The organism is Mycolicibacterium vinylchloridicum (genome assembly GCF_013404075.1).
Classification (GTDB): domain Bacteria; phylum Actinomycetota; class Actinomycetes; order Mycobacteriales; family Mycobacteriaceae; genus Mycobacterium; species Mycobacterium vinylchloridicum.
In genome coordinates this window covers 45,303-69,819 of sequence record NZ_JACBJQ010000019.1, presented here as the reverse complement: position 1 = coordinate 69,819, position 24,517 = coordinate 45,303, and the positions used below count along the sequence as shown (strand labels likewise).

The 24,517-nt window shown below is 66.8% G+C and carries 32 protein-coding genes; 15 read left to right on the top strand and 17 right to left on the bottom strand.

What is annotated here, in order from left to right; translation table 11 throughout:
* Positions 1 to 11 precede the first annotated feature (11 nt).
* Positions 12 to 1,022, top strand: coding sequence for a DUF4331 family protein (locus HPC46_RS17460; RefSeq protein WP_179472100.1), 1,011 nt, complete (start codon positions 12 to 14; stop codon positions 1,020 to 1,022).
* On the opposite strand, the gene HPC46_RS17455 is transcribed toward HPC46_RS17460, so the two are convergent.
* The gene (locus HPC46_RS17455; protein WP_179472098.1) at positions 1,019 to 1,588 is read right to left on the bottom strand and encodes a chorismate mutase; all 570 of its coding nucleotides are present in this window, start codon (positions 1,586 to 1,588) and stop codon (positions 1,019 to 1,021) included. The genes HPC46_RS17460 and HPC46_RS17455 overlap by 4 nt on opposite strands.
* Here HPC46_RS17455 and HPC46_RS17450 point away from each other — a divergent pair.
* Positions 1,587 to 2,438, top strand: coding sequence for a class I SAM-dependent methyltransferase (locus HPC46_RS17450; RefSeq protein WP_218894300.1), 852 nt, complete (start codon positions 1,587 to 1,589; stop codon positions 2,436 to 2,438). The genes HPC46_RS17455 and HPC46_RS17450 overlap by 2 nt on opposite strands.
* On the opposite strand, the gene HPC46_RS17445 is transcribed toward HPC46_RS17450, so the two are convergent.
* Positions 2,416 to 3,489: a S1C family serine protease gene (locus tag HPC46_RS17445; RefSeq protein ID WP_179472096.1), complete on the bottom strand. Its 1,074-nt coding sequence runs from the start codon at positions 3,487 to 3,489 to the stop codon at positions 2,416 to 2,418. The two genes, HPC46_RS17450 and HPC46_RS17445, sit on opposite strands and share 23 nt — an antisense overlap.
* A gap of 187 nt (positions 3,490 to 3,676) precedes the next feature.
* Between HPC46_RS17445 and HPC46_RS17440 the strand changes: the two genes are divergently transcribed.
* From HPC46_RS17440 to HPC46_RS17410, 7 genes are all read left to right on the top strand, one after another.
* Entirely contained in the window at positions 3,677 to 3,928 is a 252-nt protein-coding gene (locus tag HPC46_RS17440) for a hypothetical protein (protein ID WP_179472094.1), read from the top strand.
* 183 nt (positions 3,929 to 4,111) lie between these two features.
* Positions 4,112 to 4,966 (top strand): cyclopropane mycolic acid synthase family methyltransferase, encoded by an 855-nt coding sequence (locus HPC46_RS17435; RefSeq protein WP_179472092.1) that lies wholly within the window; start codon positions 4,112 to 4,114, stop codon positions 4,964 to 4,966.
* 210 nt (positions 4,967 to 5,176) lie between these two features.
* Positions 5,177 to 5,704 carry a hypothetical protein gene (locus HPC46_RS17430; protein ID WP_179472090.1) on the top strand — a complete coding sequence of 176 codons (528 nt, stop codon included), beginning with the start codon at positions 5,177 to 5,179 and terminating at the stop codon, positions 5,702 to 5,704.
* Positions 5,705 to 5,707: 3 nt separating this feature from the next.
* Positions 5,708 to 6,277, top strand: a complete 570-nt coding sequence (locus HPC46_RS17425) for a lipoprotein LppJ family protein (protein ID WP_179472089.1) — start codon at positions 5,708 to 5,710, stop codon at positions 6,275 to 6,277.
* A 97-nt stretch (positions 6,278 to 6,374) separates the two neighbouring features.
* Entirely contained in the window at positions 6,375 to 6,719 is a 345-nt protein-coding gene (gene fdxA / locus HPC46_RS17420; protein ID WP_179472087.1) for a ferredoxin, read from the top strand.
* Positions 6,720 to 6,965: 246 nt separating this feature from the next.
* Complete coding sequence (locus HPC46_RS17415; RefSeq protein ID WP_179472085.1) at positions 6,966 to 8,162, top strand: DUF7159 family protein; 1,197 nt, start codon at positions 6,966 to 6,968, stop codon at positions 8,160 to 8,162.
* Positions 8,163 to 8,310: 148 nt separating this feature from the next.
* A complete protein-coding gene (locus HPC46_RS17410) occupies positions 8,311 to 9,066 on the top strand; it encodes a L,D-transpeptidase (RefSeq protein WP_179472083.1) in 756 nt (251 codons plus the stop codon).
* Here HPC46_RS17410 and HPC46_RS17405 read toward each other — a convergent pair.
* The 5 genes from HPC46_RS17405 to HPC46_RS17385 form a co-directional block, all read right to left on the bottom strand.
* Positions 9,056 to 9,742, bottom strand: a complete 687-nt coding sequence (locus HPC46_RS17405) for a sterol desaturase family protein (RefSeq protein ID WP_179472081.1) — start codon at positions 9,740 to 9,742, stop codon at positions 9,056 to 9,058. The two genes, HPC46_RS17410 and HPC46_RS17405, sit on opposite strands and share 11 nt — an antisense overlap.
* On the bottom strand, positions 9,739 to 10,461 hold the full coding sequence (locus HPC46_RS17400; RefSeq protein ID WP_179472079.1) for a FadR/GntR family transcriptional regulator: 723 nt from the start codon (positions 10,459 to 10,461) through the stop codon (positions 9,739 to 9,741). Before HPC46_RS17400 ends, HPC46_RS17405 begins: the two co-directional genes overlap by 4 nt.
* 52 nt (positions 10,462 to 10,513) lie before the next feature.
* Positions 10,514 to 11,059, bottom strand: coding sequence for a YceI family protein (locus tag HPC46_RS17395; protein WP_179472077.1), 546 nt, complete (start codon positions 11,057 to 11,059; stop codon positions 10,514 to 10,516).
* Positions 11,060 to 11,088: 29 nt separating this feature from the next.
* Positions 11,089 to 12,336, bottom strand: a complete 1,248-nt coding sequence (locus HPC46_RS17390; protein ID WP_179472075.1) for a cytochrome P450 — start codon at positions 12,334 to 12,336, stop codon at positions 11,089 to 11,091.
* A gap of 106 nt (positions 12,337 to 12,442) precedes the next feature.
* Positions 12,443 to 13,249 (bottom strand): helix-turn-helix domain-containing protein, encoded by an 807-nt coding sequence (locus tag HPC46_RS17385; RefSeq protein WP_179472073.1) that lies wholly within the window; start codon positions 13,247 to 13,249, stop codon positions 12,443 to 12,445.
* Positions 13,250 to 13,299: 50 nt separating this feature from the next.
* Here HPC46_RS17385 and HPC46_RS17380 point away from each other — a divergent pair, with 50 nt between their 5' ends.
* A complete protein-coding gene (locus HPC46_RS17380; RefSeq protein WP_179472071.1) occupies positions 13,300 to 13,587 on the top strand; it encodes a hypothetical protein in 288 nt (95 codons plus the stop codon).
* On the opposite strand, the gene HPC46_RS17375 is transcribed toward HPC46_RS17380, so the two are convergent.
* Positions 13,581 to 13,772, bottom strand: coding sequence for a ferredoxin (locus HPC46_RS17375; RefSeq protein ID WP_179472069.1), 192 nt, complete (start codon positions 13,770 to 13,772; stop codon positions 13,581 to 13,583). The genes HPC46_RS17380 and HPC46_RS17375 overlap by 7 nt on opposite strands.
* Positions 13,769 to 15,019: a cytochrome P450 gene (locus HPC46_RS17370; protein WP_179472207.1), complete on the bottom strand. Its 1,251-nt coding sequence runs from the start codon at positions 15,017 to 15,019 to the stop codon at positions 13,769 to 13,771. Before HPC46_RS17370 ends, HPC46_RS17375 begins: the two co-directional genes overlap by 4 nt.
* Before the next feature lie 143 nt (positions 15,020 to 15,162).
* On the opposite strand from HPC46_RS17370, the gene HPC46_RS17365 reads away from it, so the two are divergent.
* Positions 15,163 to 15,747 (top strand): TetR/AcrR family transcriptional regulator, encoded by a 585-nt coding sequence (locus HPC46_RS17365; RefSeq protein WP_179472067.1) that lies wholly within the window; start codon positions 15,163 to 15,165, stop codon positions 15,745 to 15,747.
* Between the two features lie 60 nt (positions 15,748 to 15,807).
* Positions 15,808 to 16,527 (top strand): SDR family NAD(P)-dependent oxidoreductase, encoded by a 720-nt coding sequence (locus tag HPC46_RS17360; protein ID WP_179472065.1) that lies wholly within the window; start codon positions 15,808 to 15,810, stop codon positions 16,525 to 16,527.
* Here the strand turns inward: HPC46_RS17360 and HPC46_RS17355 are convergent.
* The 3 genes from HPC46_RS17355 to HPC46_RS17345 form a co-directional block, all read right to left on the bottom strand.
* A complete protein-coding gene (locus HPC46_RS17355; protein ID WP_179472063.1) occupies positions 16,524 to 17,204 on the bottom strand; it encodes a hypothetical protein in 681 nt (226 codons plus the stop codon). The genes HPC46_RS17360 and HPC46_RS17355 overlap by 4 nt on opposite strands.
* A 65-nt stretch (positions 17,205 to 17,269) precedes the next feature.
* On the bottom strand, positions 17,270 to 18,088 hold the full coding sequence (locus tag HPC46_RS17350; RefSeq protein WP_179472061.1) for an ANTAR domain-containing protein: 819 nt from the start codon (positions 18,086 to 18,088) through the stop codon (positions 17,270 to 17,272).
* A 9-nt stretch (positions 18,089 to 18,097) separates the two neighbouring features.
* On the bottom strand, positions 18,098 to 18,409 hold the full coding sequence (locus tag HPC46_RS17345; RefSeq protein ID WP_005148070.1) for an STAS domain-containing protein: 312 nt from the start codon (positions 18,407 to 18,409) through the stop codon (positions 18,098 to 18,100).
* Positions 18,410 to 18,789: 380 nt separating this feature from the next.
* Here HPC46_RS17345 and HPC46_RS17340 point away from each other — a divergent pair, with 380 nt between their 5' ends.
* On the top strand, positions 18,790 to 19,233 hold the full coding sequence (locus HPC46_RS17340; RefSeq protein ID WP_179472059.1) for a hypothetical protein: 444 nt from the start codon (positions 18,790 to 18,792) through the stop codon (positions 19,231 to 19,233).
* Between the two features lie 52 nt (positions 19,234 to 19,285).
* On the opposite strand, the gene HPC46_RS17335 is transcribed toward HPC46_RS17340, so the two are convergent.
* Positions 19,286 to 20,413 carry a nitronate monooxygenase gene (locus tag HPC46_RS17335; protein ID WP_179472057.1) on the bottom strand — a complete coding sequence of 376 codons (1,128 nt, stop codon included), beginning with the start codon at positions 20,411 to 20,413 and terminating at the stop codon, positions 19,286 to 19,288.
* Between the two features lie 109 nt (positions 20,414 to 20,522).
* Entirely contained in the window at positions 20,523 to 20,993 is a 471-nt protein-coding gene (locus tag HPC46_RS17330) for a hypothetical protein (protein ID WP_179472055.1), read from the bottom strand.
* Positions 20,994 to 21,063: 70 nt separating this feature from the next.
* Here HPC46_RS17330 and HPC46_RS17325 point away from each other — a divergent pair, with 70 nt between their 5' ends.
* Complete coding sequence (locus HPC46_RS17325) at positions 21,064 to 21,342, top strand: hypothetical protein (RefSeq protein WP_179472053.1); 279 nt, start codon at positions 21,064 to 21,066, stop codon at positions 21,340 to 21,342.
* Here the strand turns inward: HPC46_RS17325 and HPC46_RS17320 are convergent.
* Complete coding sequence (locus HPC46_RS17320; RefSeq protein WP_179472051.1) at positions 21,339 to 21,680, bottom strand: aminopeptidase; 342 nt, start codon at positions 21,678 to 21,680, stop codon at positions 21,339 to 21,341. The two genes, HPC46_RS17325 and HPC46_RS17320, sit on opposite strands and share 4 nt — an antisense overlap.
* 78 nt (positions 21,681 to 21,758) lie before the next feature.
* On the bottom strand, positions 21,759 to 22,835 hold the full coding sequence (locus tag HPC46_RS17315) for an NAD(P)H-dependent amine dehydrogenase family protein (RefSeq protein ID WP_179472049.1): 1,077 nt from the start codon (positions 22,833 to 22,835) through the stop codon (positions 21,759 to 21,761).
* Positions 22,836 to 22,942: 107 nt separating this feature from the next.
* Here HPC46_RS17315 and HPC46_RS17310 point away from each other — a divergent pair, with 107 nt between their 5' ends.
* The gene (locus HPC46_RS17310; RefSeq protein ID WP_179472047.1) at positions 22,943 to 23,686 is read left to right on the top strand and encodes a glucose 1-dehydrogenase; all 744 of its coding nucleotides are present in this window, start codon (positions 22,943 to 22,945) and stop codon (positions 23,684 to 23,686) included.
* Here HPC46_RS17310 and HPC46_RS17305 read toward each other — a convergent pair.
* Entirely contained in the window at positions 23,683 to 24,507 is an 825-nt protein-coding gene (locus HPC46_RS17305) for an HAD family hydrolase (protein ID WP_179472045.1), read from the bottom strand. The genes HPC46_RS17310 and HPC46_RS17305 overlap by 4 nt on opposite strands.
* Between the last annotated feature and the right edge of the window lie 10 nt (positions 24,508 to 24,517).

Genomic DNA, 24,517 nt, shown 5'->3' with positions numbered 1-24,517 from the left:
AGGTTTCGTTGGTGTCGAATCATTTCACCGGCCTGAGCCTGGGGCCGCCACTCGGTGATCAGCGGCTGGATCTGTGCGACCTGTATGCGTTCGTCTCGCCGGCCGACCCGTCGCGCACGGTGCTGATCCTCAACGCCAACCCGAACGCCGACGCGCTGCACCCCGACGCCATCTACCGGTTGGCGGTGGACAACGACGGGGATCTGCTCAACGACATCGCGTTCAGTTTCGTCTTCTCCGAGCCCACGGACGGGCGCCAGACCGTCGACGTGTTCATGGCCGTCGGCGACGAGGCGGAATCACCACTTCCGTTGGGAGAAAAGATCTTCGACGCCGTGGAGGTGTCGTTCGGTCCGACCGCCAACGTGCATACGTCCGGGCACTATACGTTCGCCGCGGGCGCGCGCAGTGACGCGTTCTTCTTCGATTTCGACGGCATCAAGAACCTGTTCGACACCAGCGGTAAGCGCAACTTCACCGACCTGCATCTGGGCGACACGTCACCGTGGACCGGGGTTGACTCCAACCTGACGGCCAACGTGTTCTCCATCGCCATCGAGCTGCCGACCGCCGAACTGGGCGCCGACCCCGACATCCGGATCTGGGGGCGGTGCAGCGTCAAGCAGGACGGCGAACTGGTGCATGTCGACCGCGCCGGCCATCCCTCGGTGAGCAGCTTCTTCAACACCGACGACACCAAGCTGGAGTACAACGCCAGCGTGCCGGTCAACGACCGGGCGCGCTGGACCGCGCAGTTCGTCCACTTGATGGGGCACACCGGCAGCTACACCGAGGAGGAGGCCGAGGCGGAGATCGACCGCGAGGGCACGCTTCCCGACATGTTGCATTTCGACCCGAGCAAGCCGGCGAAATACCCCAACGGCCGGGTGTTCACCGACGATGTCATCGACTACCGACTGGCGTTCCTGACCAAGGGCGACTGCCCGCCCAGCGGGCTGGCTCCACACACCGACACCCTCGACGTCTTTCCGTATCTGGGCAACCCGCACCCGGCGAGCTAGCCTGCGGGACAGTAGGACCTGGTCGCGACATCCAGCGCGGTCCGGTAGAGATCGTCGAACTGCCGCTCGCCGGCGACGATGTTCTTGGCCGCGTCCAGCGCCGGCCGGCAGCCGGGGGAGTTCAGCAGCGGCCACTGCACCGAGAACTGTTCGACGATCTGGTGATTGAGCCCGTCGATGACCGCGCGCGACGCCGACAGATCCGGCGCTGCGCTCGGTGCGCCTGCCGGGTCGAATTTCCAGCCGGCGAACCTGGCGTACTCGATCGCCTCGGTGGCATTGATCTGGTTGGTGAACGCTTGCGTGACGTAATCCGTTGCCACACCGCGTGATTCGGCATCCTTTGCGACTGCGTCCAGTACCACCTTGACCCGGGCCGGGTCCGTGATCGGACCACCGGTCAGCCATTTATTGGCAGCCACCTGATCGGCGGTCTGCAGGCGCTGCGCCGCGGCATCGACCAGGTTGTACAGCGGTTCGGGCGAATCAGCCGACGCCGGAGCGGCGGCCGCGACAGCCAGCATCGTGATCATCGCTGCGGCGCCGCGCGCCAGGGCAGTGGCCATGAGTTCCATCCTCCTATTGCCGCCGATATCGGCCTTGACGTTAACTGTGTCGGTGGCGGACTGGAGCGGCAGGGACTATGCCCGGGTCAGCAGCCTGCAACGCTCCGTGGCCGCCGAGACCCTGGCCGGACTCGTCGTCGACGGCACCGAGCGGGTGCTCGACATCGGTTGCGGCGACGGCTTCCTCACCCGGCAGATCGCCGATCGACTCACCGGCGGCTACATCGTCGGCGTGGACGCCTCGCCGAGAATGGTGACCGCCGCCGGGGAAGGCGGAGCCTCGGCGGCCGCCGGTCCGGTGTTCGTCTGCGCCGACGCTCGACGGCTGCCCTTCGCCGGCACCTTCGACATGGTGGTCTCGTTCAACGCCCTGCACTGGGTGCCGCGGCTCGGCGAGGCGCTGGCCGGTATCGCCACGGTACTGCGCCCCGGCGGACGGGCCCTGATTCAGATGGTCTGCGGCAGTCCGCGTCCGAGCATCGAATCCACCGCGATGCAGGTGGCGGGCGCTGCGCGGTGGGCGCCGTACTTCACCGGTTTCAGCGCGCCGTTCACCCATCCCGACCCGGCGGGATTCGGTGAGCTGGCGCAGCGCAGCGGGCTTCAGGTGGATTCGGTGACGGTGCGCGATCGCGAGTGGGATTTCGGGACCACCGAGCAGTTCACGGCATGGTGCACGGTCGGCTGCACGGCCTGGACCGACCACATCCCCGAGCCCGAGCGTGCCGAGTTCGTCGACGACTTGGTGGGCGCCTACGAGCCGGTGGTCGGCCGGCCCGGGTTGTTCCGGTTCATGCAACTGCGGGCCGAGCTGCACACCAGTGCGGTCAGCCGACCGGCCCAGCGCTGAGCACCACCGGCGCGGTGCGCGGATTGCCTTCGCGGTCGATCCAGCTCAGCGTGATGGTGTCACCGGGGTGGTGGGCATCCATGATGTTGGACAGGTCCGTGGCGGTGTTGACGGTGATGCCGTCCACCGCCACGATGACGTCACCGCTGGCGATGCCGATGCCGCGGGCCGGGGTATCGGGAAGTACTTGGCGCACAACCGCTCCGGCTGGACCGCCGCCGTCCGCGTCGGCGATGCCGACACCGATGAAGGCGGTGTCACCCATATGCACGCCAGGTCCGCCGCCCGACCGGATGGCATTGGCGATGCCGAGCGCACGGTCGATCGGGATGGCGAAACCCTCGCCGCCGCGGACGTTGCCCATCCGGTAGGTGAGGGTGGCGGCGACGTTGACCCCGATCACCTGGCCGGCCGCGTTGACCAACGGGCCACCGGAATCACCGGGCCGGACGTCGGCAGCCACCCGGATCAGATCGCTGAGTTCCCTTGTCCCGCCACCGGATTCGTCGGAGGCGCGCACCGATGCGCCGAGTTCGGTGATAGTGCCCGGTGAGAAGCTCGGGGCACCGCCTGCCCCGCCGGCGTTGCCGATCGCCGCGATCGGGTCACCGACCGCGATGCCGGACGAGGTGCCCAGTGTCGCGACGGGAAGGTCGCCGGCGCCACGCAAGCGGACCAGGGCGATGTCATTGGCCCGGTCATAGCCGATGACGTCGACAGGGTAGGTGCGTCCGTTGGCCAGGCTGGTGGCCGTGATCCCGGTGGCGCCCTCGATCACGTGGTTGTTGGTCAGCACCTCACCGCTGGGGTCGAGCACGATGCCGGTGCCCGCACCGACCGCGCTCTGATAATTCAGCGTCGTATTGATATCGACGAGTCCCGGGGTGACCTGCCCGAGTACCGCGGACTGGTCGAGCGGCGCCAGGGGGACCGGGCGCGCCGGCGCCGGCGCCGCGTGCACGGGACCCGCGAGAAGACCCGGCACGAGAAGAAGGGCCGCCAGCAGGGTCATCAGCCGGCGGCCGTGGCGAAGCGGAAGCTTTGCGTCCATAGCTCAACTTTGCCTGAAAAGCGGCCCGCATGGCACTGGAGACCACGTTCTGGCCGCTCGTGTTGTTGCTGAGCGAAACGTCACGGTTTGGCGGACCACACATTTGGGCAGTCCCTTCCACAGCGTCGACTCCCCGCATCGGCCAGCCCGTCTCAACACCAGCAGCGGAGAAGAAGGGAATCCCGACGTGAGCACTCCAGACCCTGCCGAAAGCCTCGCTGACCAGGGCTCCGAGCGGCAAGACCGGACCGGGAAACCGGTGGTGAGCGAGGATGCGAAGACCAAGGCGAGAGACATGATGAGGGCGTACGAGGACCGGCCCACCGCGGTGTTGCCAGGATCGGACAACACCGTCACCGGAACCGCGGTGAACGAGTGGCTCGACGACGAAGGACGGCCCATTTACGGCAAGGACGACGATGCCGGACATTCGTCATAACAGCCGACACCTAGCTGCTTCACAGTTTGCTCGAGTGGGGACGAACCGGTTTGGTCGCGTAGGCTACCGGGGTTACGTCACCAGGGGAGTGTGACCGGTCAAGCGGGGTTGGCCGGAGTGCAGACGCAAGAACAGGAAATCTCGTTGCTCAATTCACCCGCACACGCAGAAGAGGTCGATCTCATGGAGCCACGTTTCGACGACGTGCAGCACCATTACGACCTGTCTGACGACTTCTACCGGCTGTTCCTGGATAGGACGCAGACCTACAGCTGCGCCTACTTCGAGCCCGACGACCTGACGCTGGAAGAAGCGCAGCTCGCAAAGATCGATCTGTCGCTCGGCAAGCTGGGCCTGCAGCCCGGCATGACGTTGCTCGACATCGGTTGCGGCTGGGGCGCCACGATGATGCGCGCGCTCGAGCGCTACGACGTCAACGTCGTCGGTCTGACCCTGAGCAAGAATCAGGCGCTGCACGTCCAGGAGTTGTTCGACGCATCCGACAGCCCGCGGTCCCGGCGGGTCCTCCTGGAAGGGTGGGAGCAGTTCGACGAGCCGGTCGACCGGATCGTGTCCATCGGCGCATTCGAACATTTCGGATCCGACCGCTACAACGCATTCTTCAAGATGGCCTACGAGGCGCTGCCCGCCGACGGCGTGATGTTGCTGCACACCATCGTTCTGCCGAGTGACGAAGATTTTGCTGCGCGCGAAATGCCAATCACCATGCGGCATTTGAAGTTCTTCAAATTCATCATGGACGAAATCTTCCCGGGCGGCCGGCTGCCCAAAGTGACCGACGTCCAAGACCACGCCACCCGCGCCGGGTTCACCGTCAACCGCGTCCACCCGCTGCGGCTGCACTATGCCCGGACCCTGGACCTGTGGGCGGCGGCGCTGGAGGCCAACGAAGAAGAGGCCGTGGCCTTGCAGTCTCGCGAGGTCTACGACCGTTATATGCGGTACCTGACCGGCTGCGCCGAGCTGTTCCGCGACGGCTACACCGATATCTGCCAGTTCACCCTGGCCAAGGGCTGACGGCGACCGCCAGCCCTTCGCCTCACCTAGCCAGGTGAACGGGCACACCTCGACGCATCCCCCGGTGTGCGCCATATTCTCGATGTCGTCATCGACGTTATGGGCTCTGCGCCGGCGGCGTCGCGAGTCGAAGGCCCACACCTCGTAGGGCCATTGGTCCTCAGCCGGGTGTTAGCATGCGCGCGCAGTCGGTGTCGATGAGGAGATGCAATGGTCCGCGCAGTGGCACGTGGTGGCGCGGCCCTGGTCATGATGCTGTCCGGCGTGGCATGCACTCTCGGTGCGCCCGACGCCCTGGCCGACCCGGGCGCGACCGTCTACATGTTCGGCAGCTGCTACGACCCGAGCCAGCCCCTGCTGGAACAGCCCGAGCGGGTGGTCTACGGGTGTGACTCCACCAGCGTCATGGAGAACATGACGTGGAGTTCGTGGGGCGCCGACGGCGCCAGGGGCACCGGCACCGACAATGCCGTTGCCTGCCAACCGAATTGCGCGCAGGGGCCGCACCTGTACAACCCGATCGTGGTGCACGCGTGGAACCCTGTTGCCGGCGCGCCCGGCTGCCCGGACAACGCGGCGTTCTTCACCGATTTCACCGTCGCCTACCCGGCCGGCGTCCCGCCGTGGGTGGTTCCCGGGACGACCTGGGGGCCCGGCGTGCAATACACCTACGTCGACGGCATGCCCGCAGTGCACTTCTTCGACCAGAAGCCCTACAGCTGCACACCGTTGTCCTGACGTATGCCTGCCGCGACCGGCCTTCGCTCCAAACCCGCAAAGCTGCTGATTGCGGCCGCATTGCTCGTCGGTCTGGTGTTGGGCGTGAGTTTTGTTGCGCTGCATTATTTCCGAGATATGCGCGGCGCGGCGGTCGATCCGGTCGCGCACCCGCTGACCGACGAGCAAGCCAAGCTCCAGGTTCTCGAGCCGGCACGGGAGATCGCCGGTACCGGAAAGCTGAAGGGCGTCAGCGCGAGCTATCTGCTCATGTCGTGCACGAACGCCGACGAACCGCCTTATCAGGGCGCGGTCTACCTCAACTTCGACGTGCCCGGCGTCATGGACACCCCGCAGTACTTCGCGTCGATCGCGGCGGCCATGGCGGCCAACGGGTGGACCGAGGCGATGCCGCCGGGCCGGCACCCCGGCGGCCGGACCTTCACCCGCAACGGCGTGACGGTCATCTTCTTCCGCAATACCGACTCCGACAACCGCGCCACCATGCAGATTTATGGCGAATGCCGTAACACCACCGACCATCGGGCGGATCCGACCGGATGGGTCGACGTCACCGCCGCATTGCCCCGCTGACGGGTTGAGCTCACCGGCAGATTCGGGACTTTGGTCCCTGCGGAACGGGTCCTCCAGCGCATGTGTGGTACGGCGAGTCACAGATAGGCTTCGGCCCATGACCTACGTGATCAGCAGTGCGTGTGTCGACATCAAACACAAGGCCTGCATGAAGGAATGCCCGGTCGACTGCATCTACGAGGGCGACCGGACCATGTACATCAATCCCACCGAATGCGTGGAATGCGGCGCCTGCCGGATCCTGTGCGAGGTCGACGCCATCTATTTCGAGAGCGACCTGCCCGAGGAGGAGAAGAAGTTCCTGGCCGACAACGCCGCTTTCTTCACCGACATCCTGCCCGGCCGCGATGCCCCGATCGGGAACCCGGGCGGAGCCTGCGAACTCGGCCCGGTCGGCGTGGACACCCCGATGGTGGCCGCCCTGCCGCACCACCAGGACTGATGCCAGCCACTCCTCGTCAGTGAATTCCGGGTCTCGGCCGTTATCGGATCGTCTCCGTAGCGGGACCGCACAGCGCTCATTCGCCGGTATACGCGACTGCGGGTAGGCTCCACGGAGATCGAAGACGACCACGCTGTCCCGGTTCGCTTCCGGCGCTTCCAGCGCGACGTACCGCACCAGATGTTCGGTGCCGCTGCGCCTGCTGTGTGAAGCCGGCGAAGACAGGACCGGAGAGGAGTGCTTCAGTTGGACACGGTCCTGGGACTGTCGATGACCCCGACCACCGTCGGACTCGTCCTTGTCCAAGGTGACGGAGTCGACGGCGCCACGAAGGGGCACGACACGTTCGAGGTGCGCCGCGGCGGGTTCAGCCCGGTCACGACGTCGGAGTTCGTCGCCGAGGCGCTGTCGCGCACCCAGGCCATCGCCGGGGGTCAGCGCCTGCAGTCCATTGGCGTGACCTGGAGCGATGACGCCTCGGTCGAGGCCTCGCTGTTGCTCGACTCGCTCGCCGACTCCGGATTCGACAACGTGATCCCGATCCGTCTGCCGGAGGCCACCGAAGCCTTCGCCCGCGGTATCGGCGAGGTGATCGGCTCCGACGTCACCGCGGTGTGTGTAGTCGAGCCCGAAGCCGTCGTCACGCTGGTGGTGGACGCCCAGGAAGGTGCGGTGCAGACCGCCATCAGCTATGACCTGCAAACCGACCAGGACCTGATCAGCTGGTTGTCCGGCATCCTGAGCGCCAGCGAATGGCAGCCCGACGGGCTGGTGCTGCTGGGCTCCGGGGACGACTTTGACTCGATCGCCCGCCGTCTCGAGGAGATCCAGGGCATCCCGGTGTTCGCACCGGCCGAGGCGGAACTCGCGTTGGCCCGCGGCGCGGCTCTGGCCTCGGTGAACAGCATCGCCGCGTTCGACGACCCGCTGTTCACCTTCCCGGCCCCTCCGGTCGCGTCACGCCGGGAGTCCAAGTCCATGCGCGCCGCGACGGCGCTGCTGGCCGGCGGTGTGGTGGCGTTCGTGGTGTCGGCGTCGGTTGCGGTGGGCCTGGAACTGCTGCCCGACCACGGCCCGCGTCCCGAGCATCGCGACGTGGTGAACACCGCCGAGACGCCCGCCCTGCGGCCCGACAGCGCTCCCGAGGCACCGTCCCCAGCCACTGCGGCACTCGCAGCACCTGAAGAAGCACAATCCCGGCCGGCTCCGCTACCGGAAGCCGAGCCCACGTTCGACGCCGCTCCGGTCGTCGCAATGACGATGAACATGCCACCACCCGAGGCCCCGCCGGCCGATGTGCCGCTCGCCCCTGTCCCCGGGGCCCCGGTCGAAGCGATGGCGCCCGCGGCACCGCCGCCCGTCATCGCGCCGCCGCCGGTCCCGGAGAAGCCGTCGCTGCGGACCCGTCTGCGGGAGCGGCTGCAGGGGATCAACGGCGGATAGCCGCCGAGTTTCGCTGACAGTCCGTCTTGGCACCCCACGGGCGGCCACCCCGGCGCAGTTGCGGCACGTCCCCGCATGTTTGGCGGGCGCATCGACGCCAACCCTTTAGACTGGGCCTTTGCTGATCGCCCACATGAGGACGGGAGCCATGGCCAGAGCAGTTCGACGAGCATTAGCCGCCGCAGGGATCGCGGTGCTGGCGATGGCGACTTCGGTGCAGACCGGCGTGGCCGCGGTCGCGCCATCGTTTGACGGCGGGACCGTCGCCTCCGTCCAGCCCACCAATGGCCAGGTCGTGGGTGTGGCAATGCCGATCACCGTGACGTTCACCAAACCGGTGATCGACCGTTGGGCGGCCCAGCAATCAATCAGGGTCACCTCGCCGGCCAATGTGGCCGGCCGCTACGACTGGCTCGACGACAAGACGGTTCAGTTCGTACCGGCCCAGTACTGGCCTGCGCATTCCGAGATCACGATGATGGCCGGTGGTATGCCGCGGACCTTCGGCACCGGCGCCATCGTGCTGGGTGTCGGCGATATCTCGGCGCATACGTTCACCGTCAGCATCGACGGCCAGGTGGCGCGTCAGATGCCCGCGTCGATGGGCAAGCCCCGACATCCGACACCGGTGGGCAGTTTCACCGCCCTCGAGAAGCAGTCTGTGGTGGTCATGGACTCGCGCACGATCGGCATCCCGTTGAGCGACCCGGAGGGCTACAAGCTCACCGTGAATGACGCCGTCCGGGTCACCTGGGGTGGGGTGTATGTGCACTCCGCACCGTGGTCGGTCGGTTCACAGGGCTACGCCAACGTCAGCCACGGCTGCATCAATCTGAGCCCCGACAACGCCTCGTGGTATTTCGACCAGGTCCACATCGGCGACCCGATCGTGATCAACGCCTAGGCGCCCCAACGGGTTTGGTATCGCCAGCGTGCAGGTTCTTGGCGGTCGGTGAGGCGGGCACCGTGGCGGGATCGGGATAGGTTCGCAAGACCCGGTCGGCGGTGCCGGGTGTCGTGACGCCGAACCAGTAGTGCTCGCTGCGGAAGTGGTGCAGCCGGTGGTCGCGCCAGATCACCCGGTAGACAGCCGTTTTCGGCTTGTAGTCGGTGTGAATCAGATAGTGGCACCACTCGTAGAGCAGGCCGAAGGTCAGCATCACCACCAAGAACGTGAGCCCCATACCGGTTCGGGGGAACGCCAGAAGGGCGATCGCAACCGCGGCGGCCACCGCGCCGATTGCGGACTGCAACGGGATGAACACCAGGTCCACATCGCGCGGGGAGACATGGTGCTCGCGATGCTTGCGGGCGAGCAACGTGTCCAGCGTGATCCTGCCGATGCGGCGCGGCCGCCAATGCAATACGAACACGTGGATGGTCCACTCCAAGAAGGGAAATCCAGCGGCGATCGCGAACGGTACCACCGCGTCGGTGAGCTGCCAATCGCCGACGATGATCCGGGCGATGACCGCGGCGGCCAACGCGGCGGTGAACAGCCATGGTGTGGGATGCCGCCAGAACTGCCGGCCGGCCTCGGCGAGTGTCAAGCTGCGGCGGGTGTTCGTCGGTGTGCTCACCGCCGGTCCTCCAATGCGGTCAATGCCGCGATCAGCGCGGCGGTCGCGGGCTCCAGAAGTTCACGGGCGGCGGCCGATGCGGCGGCCGGCTTGCCCGCCGCGATGGCGGCGGCGACGGCGCGGTACGCCTGGGTCTGCCCGACCTCGGCGGCCATCAGGGTGGCCAGCGCGGGCAGTGCGGGTTCGTAAGCGGCTCGTAATGTGTTGAACATCAACCGAAATGCGATCGAGTCGGCGCCGTCGACGACGTGATCCCAGAAGGCCAGGGCGTGGCGTTGCTGCTCGAGCGGATCGTCGGCCGACTCCAGCGCTGCGATCGATTCCGCCAGCAGGTCGGCCAACCCCGCCGGGCGCCGCGCCGCAGCCAGCTCAGCCACCTTCGGCCCGTTGTGCAGGCGGGCTTCGAGGATGCTGCGGGCCACTGACACGTCGAGTTCGCCGTTGCGCAGCAGCAATTGGGGGAGCAGGTCGAGTCCGGCGTGACGGCGGAAATCGCGCACCGTCGTGGCATCACCCTGGCGGACTTCGACCAGGCCCGCGGCGGCGACGCGTTTGAGGGCTTCGCGGACCGCCGGACGGGACACCCCGAGCACCTCGGCCAGCCGCCGTTCCGAGGGAAGTGGCTCGCCGGGCTGCATTTCGCCGCTGAGAACGTCGGACAGGATCTGCTCGAAGACGTCCTCGGGGACCGACCGCCGATTCACGGGCTGCAACACCATGCCCCCAGCATGCCCACCAAGAGGCCAGAGGTCAAGTGGTCAGACCAGTTGCCTACTTGGGGTGGCGCGCGGTGAACGTCAGCGTCACCTCGTCGGCAACCTTCAATGACCCGACGAACAGCGAGTACGGCTTGACGCCGAATTGCGTCTGCAGCAACCGAACCTCGGCCGACATCACCCAGACATCACCGGAATCCTCGACCGCCAGGTCGACAGTCTTCGGCCGTGACGTGCCGTGAATCTCGACCTCGCCCGCGAGCCGGTAGCCGTCCTCGGTCGTGGTGATGTCGTCGGCGCTGAACGTGACGGTCGGATATTTCTTGGCGTCCAGTGCCTTGAGCGCGTTGGACCGGACCACCCCCTTCTCCGGTCCCGTCAGTGGCGTGACGCCACCTTCACCCTTGACGACCTGCAGCGAATCGACGTCGACCACGAGCTCGGCGGCGACCGGCCGCTTATCGCGCCACTGGACGTCGGCGCGCCAGGACGCCATTGCAATGGTCAGCCGGTGGCCCATCTTGGCGGCCGGACCGGTCACGCCGGTCAATATCTGCAGTTCGCCTTCGGCCGCGGTCAGTGTCCAGGCTGTCTCAGTCACGCCTCGACTGTATCGGCCTGTGCCACAAGCTACTTACCGGCGCCGGCTCCGGTGTAGTCGACCTGCCAGTGCTTGATGCCGTTGAGCCAGCCCGACCGCAACCGCTCCGGCTTGGCCAGCGGAGTCAGATCCGGCATGTGGTCGGCGATCGCGTTGAACATCAGATCGATCGTCATCCTGGCCAGATTGGCGCCGAGGCAGTAGTGCGCGCCGGTACCGCCGAAGCCGACATGCGGATTGGGGTCACGAAGGATGTTGAAGCGCAGCGGATCGTCGAAGACCTCTTCGTCGAAGTTGGCCGAGCGGTAGGACATCACCACCCGCTGACCCTTCTTGATCTGCACACCCGACAGTACGACGTCTTCGGTGGCAGTCCGCTGGAACGACGTCACCGGGGTTGCCCACCGGACGATCTCGTCGACCGCGGTCACCGGGCGCTGCGCTTTGTACAGCTCCCACTGATCGGGGAAATCGGCGAAGGCCGTCATGCCGTGGGTGATCGAGTTGCGGGTGGTCTCGTTGCCGGCCACCGCCAACAGGATCACGAAGAAGCCGAATTCGTCGTCGGAGAGCTTGTGCCCGTCGACATCGGCCTGCACCAGCTTGGTCACCAGATCGTCGCCGGGGTTGGCCGTCCGGTCGGCGGCCATCTGCATCCCGTACATGATCAACTCGCCGGCGGCCCCCTGCGGGTCGTTACGGGCGAACTCGGGGTCCGCTTCACCGACCATCTGGTTGGACCAGTCGAACAGCTTCTTTCGTTCGTCCTGCGGAACACCCATCAGGTCGGCGATGGCCTGCAGCGGCAGCTCGCAGGACACCTGTTCGACGAAGTCGCCCGAACCCTCTGCCGCGGCGGCCTTGGCGATCGCCTGGGCGCGCTCCCTCAAGTTCTCCCGCAACGTCTCGACGGCCCGCGGCGTGAACGCGCGGGAGACGATCTGGCGCAGATGGGTGTGCCGCGGCGCATCCATGTTCAGCAGGATGAACTGGCCGGTGTCCTTGTGTGACACCGCCGCGTTGTCCGGATAGCGGGGCAGGGCGGTGTTCTCCAGGCTGGAGAAGACGTCGCTGCGCCGCGAGATCTCCTTGACGTCCTTGTGCTTGCTGACGACCCAGTAACCCTCGTCGTCGAAACCACCGACGTTGCGTGGCTGCTCGTTCCACCAGATCGGCGCGACCCGGCGGAGCTCGGCGAGTTCCTCGACGGGCAGCCGCTCGTTGTTCAGATCGGGATCGGTGAAGTCGAAACCAGGGGGCAGGTTGGGACTGGGCATAAAAAGCGCACCTCCATACGAAGTCATCTAGTGCCCGGTGATCCATGCCTACACCACGCACGGAGGCCTCGGTAGAGCTTTGGGAAACTGATAACTGAAACGTGTTCTACACCGGCGCGGACGCCGGTCGTAACGCCTGGACGGTGGCGTCGTCGGCAGGCAGGAACGCCTCGATGCTGAGCTCCGCGGCCGTCAGGTCGAGCGCGGTTCCGAACGTCGTCACCATCGAGATGAACGTCAGCAACACCCCGTCGAGCCGGTAGAGCTCCAACGGAACCGCGACCCCGCCGAGATCGGTCGAGGAGTCCTCGCCGCCGGGGTAGGACTCGATCTCGGCCAGCAGTTGCGCCGACCCACCTGAACCCGCCTCGCGGCGCAGGCGGCTCAGCAGGTGATGCCGCCATTGGGCGAGGTTGCGGATCCGCGGCGCCAGCCCGTCGGGGTGCAGCGCGATGCGCAGCGCGTTGGGCGTGTGGAGTAGATCAGCCGAGACTCCGTCGAGCAGCACGGCCGTGCCCGAATTTGCCTGCAGCACATCCCAGTTGCGATTCACCGCCAGACACGGGTATGGGTCGTAGGCGCCGAGCACCCGGTCGATGCCGGCGCGCACCGCCGCCATTCCCGGATCCGTCACGGCCCGTTCGGCATACGCCGGCGCCAGTCCCGCGGCGAGCAGCAGCTGATTCTGCTGACGGGGCGGAACCTCCAGGGCCTCGGCCAGTCGCAGCACCATCGCGCGACTCGGGGCCGAACGCCCGCTCTCGACGAAGCTGACGTGCCGGGCCGACACATCGGCCTCCAGGGCCAGGTCGAGCTGACTGAACCGGCGCCGGCGCCGCCAATCCCGCAACAGCTCGCCGAACGCCGTGTCGCCCACTCCGCCAGCATCTCTCACGAAGAGCCGCGATGCCATTACCTGACAGGTAATTGCTTCACTTACTGCCGCGGAGGACCGTGGACAGCATGACGACGAACAGCGACCCGTCCCCGGTCCCGAGTTGGCTTCGCTTCGTGCTCAAGTCCGACCGCGCCGGCTCGGCGTGGTTCGTCGGCTCCGGCTTCTTCCTCGCGCCGCTGCTGCTCCTGGTCAACCCGTGGCCCACGCTGACCGTGGCCGTGTGGGTACTCGTCGGGCTTTCCGGGCTGTGGCTGGGACTGCTCGGTGTTGCGATGGCCACGGGACTCGCGATGGTCCTGCGCTCGAATACCGAGATACCAGAGGACTATTGGCGCTCGATCGTGAACTACTGATGCAGGACGACGGCGTTCTCCGGGCAGGCCTCAGCGGCTTCACGCGCGCTGTCCTGCAGTCCGTCGGGCACTTCGTCAAGGATGGCCTCGGCATATCCGTCGTCGGTCATGGCGAAGACCTCCGGACAGATCGTGGTGCAGACGCCGTGGCCGCGGCAGCGGCCGTCGTCGATGCTGGCTTTCATGCGAGATCAAACTCCAGATGCAATTCGGTGAGCCCACGCAGGATGTAGGTGGGCACGTAGGTGTACCTGCGCGCGCCGGCGGGCCCGTGATGGTGCTCGCTGATCCGGATGTCGGTGGTGCGATCCAGCAGCCGTTCCAGCGCGACCCGCGCCTCGGCACGCGCGAGGGGAGCACCCGGGCAGGTGTGGACACCACGGCCGAACGCGATGTGCTGGCGGGCGTTCGAGCGCAACGGATCGAAGGTGTTGGGATCGGTGAACCGGCGCGGGTCGCGGTTGGCGGCGGCCTGCACGACCATCAGTGTGGCCCCGGCCGGCACCTCGACACCGCCGAGGGTGACCGGTTCTTTGGAAAGCCGGAAGTCGCCTTTGACCGGGCTCTCGAAGCGCAGCGCCTCCTCGATGAAGTTGCTCACTCCTGCCCGATCCGCCCGCAGTTGCGCTTGGAATTCGGGATTGTCGCCGAGAATCTGCAGCGCGGCACTGAGCAACCGCACGGTCGTCTCCTGACCCGCCGAGTACAGATTGGCGGCGACGCGGGCGACGTCGCCGGGATCGGGCACCGAGCCGTCAGGGAAGGTCGCCGCCGCCATCTCGGACAGCACATCCCCGCGGGGGTTGGCGCGACGGTCCTCGATGTAGGCGCTGAACTTGTCATAGAGATACTCGAGCGGGGACTTGGCCAGGCTCTCGCCCTTGACGCTGCCGATGCCGCCACCGTGGTGCGCGCCGCTGGCCATCTCCTTGACGAACTCGTCACGGTCCTTGTCGGGTACACCGAGCAGGTCGGCGATGATCATCAGTGTGAACGGCTGAGCGAAGCCTGCGATCAGCTCCCCGCCTGAGCCGACGAGGTAGTCGTCGAGCGCGCGGTCGACCATCGTCTCCATCGCGTCCTCGTTCTCCTTGAGACGCTTGGGCGTGATCAGCCGCATCAGCAGAGCGCGGTGATCGGTGTGCACCGGGGGATCCAGCGCCGGCAGCTGATCATTGAACGGCAGCTCATCGCGGTGTGCGGCAATGAGTTCGGCGACGTCGTCGCGACCTTCGACCGGGACCGGGAAGCCGGGGAAAGGGCCGGTCACCGCGATGCAGGACGAGAAGCGGTCGGCGTCACCGGCAACCTCGGTGCACTCTTCCCAGCCGGTGACCATCCACACGCCCTTGTGCGGCTCCCGGGACACCGGGCAGCGGGCCTGCAGCGCTTCCAGATAGGGATATGGATCGGCCACCACGTCGCGATCCATGAAGAAGTTCACGCTATCGACATCAGTCACTGAGGAATCCCTTCATAGCGTCACAACGCTGCCATACGATCGACTAGGAGAATGCTAGCCGATCGTATGGTAGATTACTAGCCGATCGTAAAGTTGGGCGAAGGGAGGCGGCGATGAGCGCAGTCGCGGTGGTCAGTACGGGCCCGGCCCCCGATACCCGGCAGCGGCTCATCGACGCGGCCATCGCACTGTTCATCCGGCACAGCTTCGCGGGCACGTCGCTGCAGATGATCGCCGACGAGCTCGGCTTCACCAAAGCTGCTATCTACCACCACTTTCGGACCCGAGAGCAGCTATTGACGGCGATCCTGGAGCCGATCATCGACAAGGTCGCCGCGGTGGTCGAGGACGCCGAACAGCAGCGCGGTGTCCACGCCCGCGCCGAACGCATGATCGACGGCTATGCCCGGCTGGCGGTCCAGAGTCCGATGCTGGTTTCGGTGCTGGCGTCCGACCCGAGCGTGCACACCGTGTTGAAGGCCAACCGCGAGTGGACGCACATCATCTCGCGCCAGATGGCGCTTCTGGCCGACGTGCATCCCGGCCCCGAAGGGTTCGTCCGGGCGCAATTCGTATTCGCCGGGATCGCCGGTTCGGCCGATCCCAAACGCGAGACCGACGACGAGTGGCTGCACGGCCAACTCCTCGACGCGGGCCGGCGTGCGCTGGGATTGCGAACGCCTCGGCGAACGTCATAGCTCCACAACACTTTTGGTTCAGGTTCAGCAGGCGGTCCGGCCGCCGGAAAGGGGACGCTTGTGTCCACCACGAAGACGGCATTGGTGACCGGTGGCGGTTCGGGGATCGGTGCGGCAATCGCCGCCCGGCTGCGGGCCGACGGCTACAACGTGGCCATCGTCGACCTGAATCCGACGGACTCGGACTTTTCCTACGTCGCCGATGTCACCGACCGCGCGCAGATCGACGCCGCACTGGCCGAAATCCATGCCGCGCTGGGGCCGGTTACCATCCTGGTCAACGCCGCGGGCAAGGACAGCTTTCGCCGATTCCTCGACCTCACCTTCGAGGAGTGGCAACGGACCGTGGACATCAACCTGAACGGGGTCTTCCACACCATCCAGGCCGTCCTGCCCGACATGATCGAGGCCGGCTGGGGCCGCATCGTCAACATCTCCTCGTCGAGCACCCACTCTGGTGTGCCGTACATGTCGGCCTATGTCGCGGCCAAGTCCGGCGTCAACGGCCTCACGAAAAGCCTTGCCCTGGAATACGGTCCGGCCGGCATCACGGTCAACGCCGTTCCGCCCGGCTTCATCGACACGCCCATGTTGCGCAAGGCCGAAGCCCGCGGAAACATGGGTGACATCCAGGCCACCATCGACGCCACTCCGGTGCGCCGCATGGGCCGGCCCGAGGACATCGCGGCTGCCTGCGCGTTCTTCATCTCCGACGAAGCCGGCTACATCACCGGCCAAATCCTCGGCGTCAACGGCGGCCGCAACACCTCGCCCGGTTAACCGGCCGGCTTCGTCGTCGTCGGGGTCACCGACGACGTCACCGTCACCGTGGTCGTGCTGACGGTCGTCGTAGCGCTCGACGAAGTGCTCGACTGCGAGAAGCTGGCTTCCTTGAACTCGATCCACGAATCCTTGTAGATCACGTCGTCGCCGGAGGACACCAGGATCTGGGTCGGTGAAACCGCGTAGGTGACACCGTCATTCGAAGCGACCAGTGTCCCGTCGGAGGTACGGGTGATGGGCAGGTGCAGGGGAGCGTTGTCGGACAGCCGCACGCCGCGATACTCCAGTCCGCCGTCGCGGTTCACACAGATCACCACCAGCGATTTGGTGGTTCGGCCGTATGCCATCAGGGTCTGGTTCTCGTCGCAGCGCGCGAGGGTGTCGACGTAGCCGCGGGAGTCGGCCTCGTAGGACGCCGGCGCACCAGACGTCGTCGTCGTGGCACTCGTGGTTGCCGTCGTGCTGGCAGTCGTCGTCGCGGTCTCCGATGCCGACGTCGACGGGGACGTCGTCAGGGTGGTGGGCGCCGCCTGCGCGACGGGCAGGGTATCCGAAGCGCCCGTCGCAACGGTCACCCCGACCACCACCCCGACCGCCGCGACAACGCCCCCGATGCCCACCCACGGCAGAAATCTCGACGTCGGGGAGGCGGGGTGCGGATCGTGAGCTGACATGGGCTAAGCGAACCACCTCACGCGACAATTACCGCGCTGGTGCGACGGCGTTTCTCCCGGAGAATTCAGCCGGCCGGTTCGATCGGTGTCGAGTCGTGGGTGAGGACCGCCCACAGCAGGCCTGCGGCATGCCGGGCCTGGTCGGTCGGCACGATCGGCGACCCCGCAGCCGGCTGCTCGGCCGGTGCGCCGCTGATGTGCTCGACCAGCGCCACCGCCAGCGAACGCAGCTTGACGTTCGATTCGTGGCTGGCCCGGCGCAGCGTCGCCCACGCGGTGTCGGCATCGCAGGCCAGCCGGCCCATGATCGCGCCCTTGGCCTGCTCGATGGCACCGCGCGACTGCAGCACCGCCAGCATGTCGGCGATCGCGGTGCCGTCGCCCTCGGCGCCTGCCGACACCATCGCCGCGGAGACCAGCTGCTCGTATCCGATCAGGGTGGTCACCGTGCCGGCGCTGGCCGGCCGCTCGAGCACGCACGACAGCACCACCGTGCCGTCGGCCTTCCACACCCCGGGCACCGCGACCGAGCCGCGAACCTCGCGCCAGGCGGCGCTGTGTTCGGGTATCCGGGCTTCCATGGCCGGCAGACTCAACTCCGGCCAGCGCTCGTCGGCCCACAGATCGAGGCTCAGCACCGGCATCTGGTGGACGAATGCATCGATGACCGGGCCGCCGAGTCCCGACAGCTGGGCTTCGACGACCTCGCCGCCATATCCGCGGGCGGCCATCAGGGTCATCTCGTCTTCGTCGAGGCGCCGGTCGTGCATGGTGATCGCCAGCCCGATCGCTTCCGGCAGGTCGAGGTGGACGCGTTCGAGGATCCGTTCGAACAACTCACCCTGCTGGGACTCCTCGCGTGGATGGAACTCAGGGACAGGCATGGTGCTGGCTCACTCCTTGGCGACGACGGTTGCCACGCGGTCCAGGCCGGAGATCGCCAGCAAGGTCCTGATCGGGCCCTCCGCGGCCACGATCATCGTGAGCGCGGTCGTGGCCGCCAGGGCGAACAGGGCACGCACTGCGGCGCTGTCGCAGTAGCTGACGGCGACGAGGTCGACGGTCAACATGGCGGAGTCCGCCGCCGCCTTGGCCATCACGTCCTGGAATTCGCCGACATTGGCCAGATCGATCTCACCGGAGGCGATCACGTGCGGCGAGGCCGGATCTGCGACCACCGTGACCCGGAACTGGGCCTCTGCCATCAGCGCAACTCCTCGAGCTTCTCGACGGTGGTTCCCAGTACGGTGGCGGCGACCGGCGATACGGTCAGCACAACTGTATGCCCGAGCCCGCGAGTCGTTGTCATCATCATCGTCTCGGCAGCACAAAAGGCAACACATGCCTTTGCCACGGAAATTCTCCCGTCGTCCTCTTCACCCCCGACGACGCAATCGCCGCAGCTTAGCAAGCTTCGGTGCGGACCGAGCAGTCGAAGACGGCAAATCTTGCGGAGCCGTCACAATCGGCGTTTACTCGCGCGCCTTTGCGGTTTCACCTCAAGCACACCTGCCACAGCCGTTAGGCTCAGCCCAGGGCCGGCGGGGGCACAGGACCCGGCGGTAGAGAACTAGAGGGTGGATAGATGCTCCGCGAATTCGTCATCGCAGCAGCCGTCGCAGGCACCGCGCTGGCAGTGGCGCCGATTGCCGCCGCCGACGAGCCCCACGGGCCGTTCCCTGGCGATCCGCCGGGCATGAGCTACGAGGCCTACCTGAGCGCACCGTGCTATCGCTGGGACCGGTTCGTGTTCGGCCGCGGCCCCGGTGGCGAGCCGTTGGCATGCCGCTGGATTCCCGGGCAGTCCCCGATCGGGATGGACCGCCCGCCCGAGGGCGTCGGCTTCTGGGTGCTCTCGCCCAAGATCTACGGTGTGCAAGCCGTCGGCTCGCCGTGCCCGGGGTCGCAGGCCGCGGCGCAGTCGCCCGATGGCCTGCCCATGCTGTGCCTGGGCGCGCGGGGCTGGCAGCCGGGATCCATGCATTCCGGCGACTGGGGCAACGGCAACGACTTCTACCCGGCCAGCTGAGAAATGACAGTGCCGCCAGGGTGAAAACCCTGGCGGCACAATCACATCCGCTCTAGACCGACGCGTTGAGCTCCTCGAGCCGGCCGGTGGCCTCCAGGTACTCCTGCACCCAGCGCTGAATCACCGTTGCGGTCTTCTCGACCTTGGTGAACTGACCGACGACCTGGCCGATCGGGTTGAATGCCACATCGACGCTCTCGTTGGGGTACTTGTGCGTGGCGGCCACGGCCATGCCGGAAACCATGTACTGCAACGGCATTCCGAGTGGCTTGGGGTTGCCCTCCTTCTCCCAGGCCTCGGTCCACTCGTTGCGCAGCATGCGTGCGGGCTTACCGGTGAACGAGCGGCTGCGCACGGTGTCCCGGCTCTCGGCCCGTGCGTAGGCGGCGTGCTGGACCTCGGTGTGCTCGGACTCCTCGACCATGACCCACTGCGAGCCGGTCCAGGCTCCCTGCGCACCCAGTGCGAGGGCCGCGGCGATCTGCTGGCCGCTGCCGATACCCCCGGCGGCCAGCACCGGCACCGGTGCCACCGCCTTGACGACCTGCGGCCACAGCACGATCGAGCCGATCTCGCCGCAGTGCCCGCCTGCCTCGCCGCCCTGGGCGATGATGATGTCCACGCCGGCTTCGGCGTGCTTCTTCGCCTGTGACGGCGACCCGCACAGCGCGGCGACCTTGCGGCCCTCGTCGTGGATGTGCTTGATCATCTCCGCGGGCGGGGTGCCCAGCGCGTTGGCGATCAGGGTGCACTTCGGGTGCTGGAGCGCGACCTCGACCTGCGGGGTGGCGGTCGCCTCGGTCCAGCCCAGCAGCTGCAGGGCATCGTCGTCGCTGTGCTCCACGGGCACACCGTGGTCGGCGAGGACCTTCTTGGCGAAGTCGATGTGTTCTTGCGGGACAAGGTCGTTCAGCGTCTTCTTCAGTACCTCGGGCGACAGGTCCGTCGAATCCATGCCCTCGTACTTGTTGGGGATGACGATGTCGACGCCGTAGGTGTGGTCGCCGATGTTCTCGTCGATCCACTTCAGCTCGATCTCGAGTTGTTCGGGGGAGAAGCCGACCGCACCGAGAACACCGAAGCCGCCGGCCTTGCTGACGGCGACGACGACGTCACGACAATGGGTGAACGCGAAGATGGGGAACTCGATACCGAGCTCATCGCAGAGGGCAGTGTGCATGGAACCGGCTCCTTCAAGCGGGGGCGTAACCAGACTGGAACGTGTTCTAGTTTAGTACGTCGGTGGTGCGCCATTTGCAGGTATCCACCATCGGCGGGCTGACGAATGGCTATCGGCCCAGCCAGCCGAGCCAGAGCACCAGAAAGACCAGCATGCTCAGCCCGCACACGGTGTGGTCGCGATAGATCGCCCGGGCCAGCCGGGTCTGCTCGGCGGCGGTGTCGGTGCGCCGGCCCAACCGGACCGCGTTGGGCACGGTGCGCGCCAGCGCGAGCACGATCGGCCCGCCGGCCAGCACCGCCGAGATCCCGAGCAGCCAGCCCGGGCCGGCCCCGACCACCGCCTCGGCGGCCAGCGCAGCGAGCAGGACGACCATCACGACGGCGATGAGGCCACCCATCGGCTGCGATGTCGTCGTTGCCCGGTGGTAGTAGCCGGCGATCGAGGCCAGGGCAGCGTCGGGAAGTTGCTCGACGCGACGGTCGTGCGAGCGGAGCTGGCTGTCGAAGATCAGATCCATCCACAGCACCGCGAGCAGAAAACCGCTGCATGCGGTCAGTAGAGAAGTCAGCACACCCATCGCGGCTCCGCCCTTGAACTCGCGCAGAAAGGAGTAGCGTTTGATTGTCTGCTTTTAGCGGGGGTGCGCCATGATTTTCACGAAGCTGGCGTTGGTCGGCGTAGCCGCTGTGTCGCTGACGCTCGCCCCGGCCAGCACTCCGCCGGCCGCTGCCGCACCCGCTTGCACCAACGGGGTCGTTCCGCTCAATCCGTACGTGGTGAACTGCGGCCTGCCGCCGCGCAAGACTCAGGTGATCGGCGCGGCCCCCGATGCCGGGGCGCTGATCGCGTGCCGCCACAACCCGATCTGCCTGTCGTATTACGTGAATTACCCGGGCACTCTCATCGTCCCGGGCTATCGCCCCTAAGCCTTGGTACCGACGCGTCCGCCGACGACAAGTGAGCCGGCGGCCACCAGCACACCGATCACGGTCAGCGGGATGGACCAGGCTCGTCGCTGCGATACCGCGGACTGGCACTGCGCCACGAAGTCGGTGTGCGGAACGATCTCGTTGAGAATCGGCACGTTGGCGACGATGCCCTTGTCGTTGGCTTGGCGCGCCGACGACAGGTCCGCCGAGATGGCATTGCCGCAGCCGATGCTGCCGCCGTTGCCGTCGGATGTGGACACCGGGACCAACAGCGAGATGACCCCGGCCACCAGCAGCACCGCACCCAGCAGAAGGATCACGCGCTTCGCCGCCATGTCCATGCCTCCCTTACGCACCCGTCGATAATCAGTGCTGGGTATCTACCCGGGCGTCGCGGCGGCCAAACGCGCGCCTCAGGGCTTGGCGAACAACTCCACTTCGGACACCAGCGGCAGATTCAGCGTCGTGCGGATGCCCGGCGGGGCGGCGATCACCGCGGGGATGGCGTTGACGATCCGGCCGGCGCCCGCGGCGATGGCGGCGTAGTTGTGGTCGCCCTTGCGGCTCGTCGGGCAGATGTCGACGACATAGGACGGCTCGCCGGTGATCTCCACCCGGTAGGAGCCACCGGGCTGGGCCGGCTGCGCCCAATCCGGGCGTAGGTCCTCACGCAGGCGAGTGACGTGCTCGACGACGATCGCGGCGTGGTCGCCGACCATGCCCTTGATCTCGAACCGCACCGCAGCCACCCCGCCTTTGGGGATGTGACCGGCGGCGACGTCGAAAGCCTCTGGGGCAGGCTCACGTTCGTAGCTCTCGGTGATCGAGTCCAGGTCGATGTTCAGCCCCGCGGCCAGCTGGCGGATGCCGCAGCCCCAGGCGATGCCGAGTACGCCGGGCAGGAACAACATCGGCACCTCGTCGAGAGGCTTGCCGAATCCCATGACGTCGAACATCACGGTGGCGCCGTCGTAGGTGGCGTAGTCGGCGATCTCCATGCAGCGCACAGCCTCGATGCTCTGACACGTGCTGGCGATCGCCAGCGGGACGAGGTCAGTGACGAAGCCGGGGTCGACTCCGTTGATGAAGATGCTCGAATTACCAAGGCGGCCAGCCTCTTCCAGTGGTTCGATGTACTTGTCGGGCATCGACCCCCACGGAAACTGCAACACCACCGGAGCCGAGCCGACAACATTGATGCCGGCGGCCAGAATCTTGCGGACGTCCTCCATGGCCTGCGGCATGCGGGTGTCGCCCATCGCGCAGTAGACGGCGCACTCGGGCTCGGTGGCCAGCACCGCGTCGAGGTCTTTGGTGGCCAGGATCCCGGTCTTGACGTCCAGGCCGGCCAACTCACCCGCGTCCTTACCCACCTTCTCGTCGGCCGACACGCACAGCCCGGTCAGCTCGAACCCGGGGTTCTCGATCAGCTCGGATAGGGCTATCCGTCCGACGTTTCCGGTGCCGATGTGGGCAACGCGGATGGCCATAACTTCTCCTCATGCTGGGGTGTGCGGTGCGTTCAGTATGCGCACTGGCACGCAAAACTGGAACAGGTTCTACCTCGGAGCAGGCGCGACCGGTAGCCTGACGCCTCATGGGACGCGTAGACGACAAAGTGGCCATCATCACCGGCGGCGCACAGGGGATGGGTGCCGCTGACGCGCGGATGCTCGTCGCCGAGGGCGCCAAGGTCTTGATCGGGGACATCCTCGACGACAAGGGCAAGGAGCTGGCCGACGAGCTCGGCGACGCTGCCCGCTACGTGCACCTCGACGTGAGCGACGCCGATCAGTGGCAGGCCGCCGTCGAGACCGCGATCACCGAGTTCGGCAAGGTCAACGTGCTGGTGAACAACGCGGGCATCGTCCAGGTCGCGCCACTGAAATCACTCGACGTCGAGCGGTGGAAGAAGGTCCTCGACGTCAACCTGACCGGCGCGCTACTGGGCATCAAGGCGGTTCTGGAGCCGATGAAGGCCGCAGGCGGTGGCTCGATCATCAACGTGTCGTCCATCGAGGGCATGCGCGGCGCATCCTGGGTGCACAGCTACGTCGCATCCAAGTGGGGCCTTCGCGGCCTGACGAAGTCGGCGGCCCTCGAGCTGGCATCGGACAACATCCGGGTCAACTCCGTGCACCCCGGCTTCATCCGCACTCCGATGACCAAGCACCTGCCCGAGGACATGGTCAGCGCCCCGCTGGGCCGCCCCGGTAAGCCGGAGGAAGTCGCCACGTTCATCGTGTTCCTGGCCAGTGACGAGTCGTCGTTCTCCACGGGTTCGGAGTACGTCGTCGACGGCGGCCTGATCACCGACGTCCCGCACCGCGCGATGCCCTAGTCTCGTCGGCGCACCCGCAGCGCCAGCTGCGCGAACGCTGCCCCCAGGGCGGCCCGCCCGAGTGCGGGGAAGTGGCCCATCACGTGGGCGGCACCGCTGCGCCGGCCGGGAATCGCCAGACGCAGCACCGGCCAGTCGTTGGCGGCGGCCTTCGCCGCCAGGCCGGGCCGGGGATTGACCGGGCGGGGATGGCCGACCAGGGCCATCAGCGCACCATCCTCGTCACCGTCGGCATAGAAGTAGCTGCGTGCCAGGTCGACCTCGTTGGCGTCGCAAAACCGTTGCACCGCGGCGGCTTTCTGCCGCCCCCACACGATCGGCTTGTTGATGGTCCCGGTCAACCGACCGTCGTCGTCGAGTTCGAAGGTGTTGCAGACCACGTGGTCGATGCCCAGCGCACGGGCCACCGGCTCGGCATGGATGGTCAGCGCTGACGAGCTGAGCACGACGGTGTGGCCACGAGCCCGGTGGGCGTCGACGACCTCACGCATCAGCGGATACACCCGGGCCTCGACCTGTTCGGTGTAGAGCCGCTCACCGATCTCGTCCAGCTCGACCAGCGACTCGCCCCGCAGATACCCCGCGGCCCGCACCAGCAGCCGCTCGAACTGCATGCGGCCCAGTTTGTAGCGCACCGAGGCTTCGATCACGCCCATGACCTCGCCGATCCTGGCCTGCCCGCGGCGGACCCGGTCGCTGGCGTGCGCGGTCGCGGTGAATCCGGCCACCAGGGTGCCGTCGAGGTCGAAGAACGCCCCGACCGCCGCACCGGGTGGGCTTTCGGCGATCTGGGCGAGTGGATTCGATGACACCGTCACCACACCATCATGC

Coding starts and splice junctions, on each gene's coding strand:
- HPC46_RS17450 (WP_218894300.1), top strand. CDS start 1,587: ATGAGTTCCATCCTCCTATTGCCGCCGATATCGGCCTTGACGTTAACT.
- HPC46_RS17455 (WP_179472098.1), bottom strand. CDS start 1,588: ATGGCCACTGCCCTGGCGCGCGGCGCCGCAGCGATGATCACGATGCTG.
- HPC46_RS17445 (WP_179472096.1), bottom strand. CDS start 3,489: ATGGACGCAAAGCTTCCGCTTCGCCACGGCCGCCGGCTGATGACCCTG.
- HPC46_RS17435 (WP_179472092.1), top strand. CDS start 4,112: ATGGAGCCACGTTTCGACGACGTGCAGCACCATTACGACCTGTCTGAC.
- HPC46_RS17430 (WP_179472090.1), top strand. CDS start 5,177: ATGGTCCGCGCAGTGGCACGTGGTGGCGCGGCCCTGGTCATGATGCTG.
- HPC46_RS17425 (WP_179472089.1), top strand. CDS start 5,708: ATGCCTGCCGCGACCGGCCTTCGCTCCAAACCCGCAAAGCTGCTGATT.
- fdxA (WP_179472087.1), top strand. CDS start 6,375: ATGACCTACGTGATCAGCAGTGCGTGTGTCGACATCAAACACAAGGCC.
- HPC46_RS17410 (WP_179472083.1), top strand. CDS start 8,311: ATGGCCAGAGCAGTTCGACGAGCATTAGCCGCCGCAGGGATCGCGGTG.
- HPC46_RS17400 (WP_179472079.1), bottom strand. CDS start 10,461: ATGGTGTTGCAGCCCGTGAATCGGCGGTCGGTCCCCGAGGACGTCTTC.
- HPC46_RS17390 (WP_179472075.1), bottom strand. CDS start 12,336: ATGCCCAGTCCCAACCTGCCCCCTGGTTTCGACTTCACCGATCCCGAT.
- HPC46_RS17385 (WP_179472073.1), bottom strand. CDS start 13,249: ATGGCATCGCGGCTCTTCGTGAGAGATGCTGGCGGAGTGGGCGACACG.
- HPC46_RS17380 (WP_179472071.1), top strand. CDS start 13,300: ATGACGACGAACAGCGACCCGTCCCCGGTCCCGAGTTGGCTTCGCTTC.
- HPC46_RS17375 (WP_179472069.1), bottom strand. CDS start 13,772: ATGAAAGCCAGCATCGACGACGGCCGCTGCCGCGGCCACGGCGTCTGC.
- HPC46_RS17370 (WP_179472207.1), bottom strand. CDS start 15,019: ATGGATCGCGACGTGGTGGCCGATCCATATCCCTATCTGGAAGCGCTG.
- HPC46_RS17365 (WP_179472067.1), top strand. CDS start 15,163: ATGAGCGCAGTCGCGGTGGTCAGTACGGGCCCGGCCCCCGATACCCGG.
- HPC46_RS17355 (WP_179472063.1), bottom strand. CDS start 17,204: ATGTCAGCTCACGATCCGCACCCCGCCTCCCCGACGTCGAGATTTCTG.
- HPC46_RS17350 (WP_179472061.1), bottom strand. CDS start 18,088: ATGCCTGTCCCTGAGTTCCATCCACGCGAGGAGTCCCAGCAGGGTGAG.
- HPC46_RS17345 (WP_005148070.1), bottom strand. CDS start 18,409: ATGGCAGAGGCCCAGTTCCGGGTCACGGTGGTCGCAGATCCGGCCTCG.
- HPC46_RS17340 (WP_179472059.1), top strand. CDS start 18,790: ATGCTCCGCGAATTCGTCATCGCAGCAGCCGTCGCAGGCACCGCGCTG.
- HPC46_RS17335 (WP_179472057.1), bottom strand. CDS start 20,413: ATGCACACTGCCCTCTGCGATGAGCTCGGTATCGAGTTCCCCATCTTC.
- HPC46_RS17330 (WP_179472055.1), bottom strand. CDS start 20,993: ATGGGTGTGCTGACTTCTCTACTGACCGCATGCAGCGGTTTTCTGCTC.
- HPC46_RS17325 (WP_179472053.1), top strand. CDS start 21,064: ATGATTTTCACGAAGCTGGCGTTGGTCGGCGTAGCCGCTGTGTCGCTG.
- HPC46_RS17320 (WP_179472051.1), bottom strand. CDS start 21,680: ATGGCGGCGAAGCGCGTGATCCTTCTGCTGGGTGCGGTGCTGCTGGTG.
- HPC46_RS17315 (WP_179472049.1), bottom strand. CDS start 22,835: ATGGCCATCCGCGTTGCCCACATCGGCACCGGAAACGTCGGACGGATA.
- HPC46_RS17310 (WP_179472047.1), top strand. CDS start 22,943: ATGGGACGCGTAGACGACAAAGTGGCCATCATCACCGGCGGCGCACAG.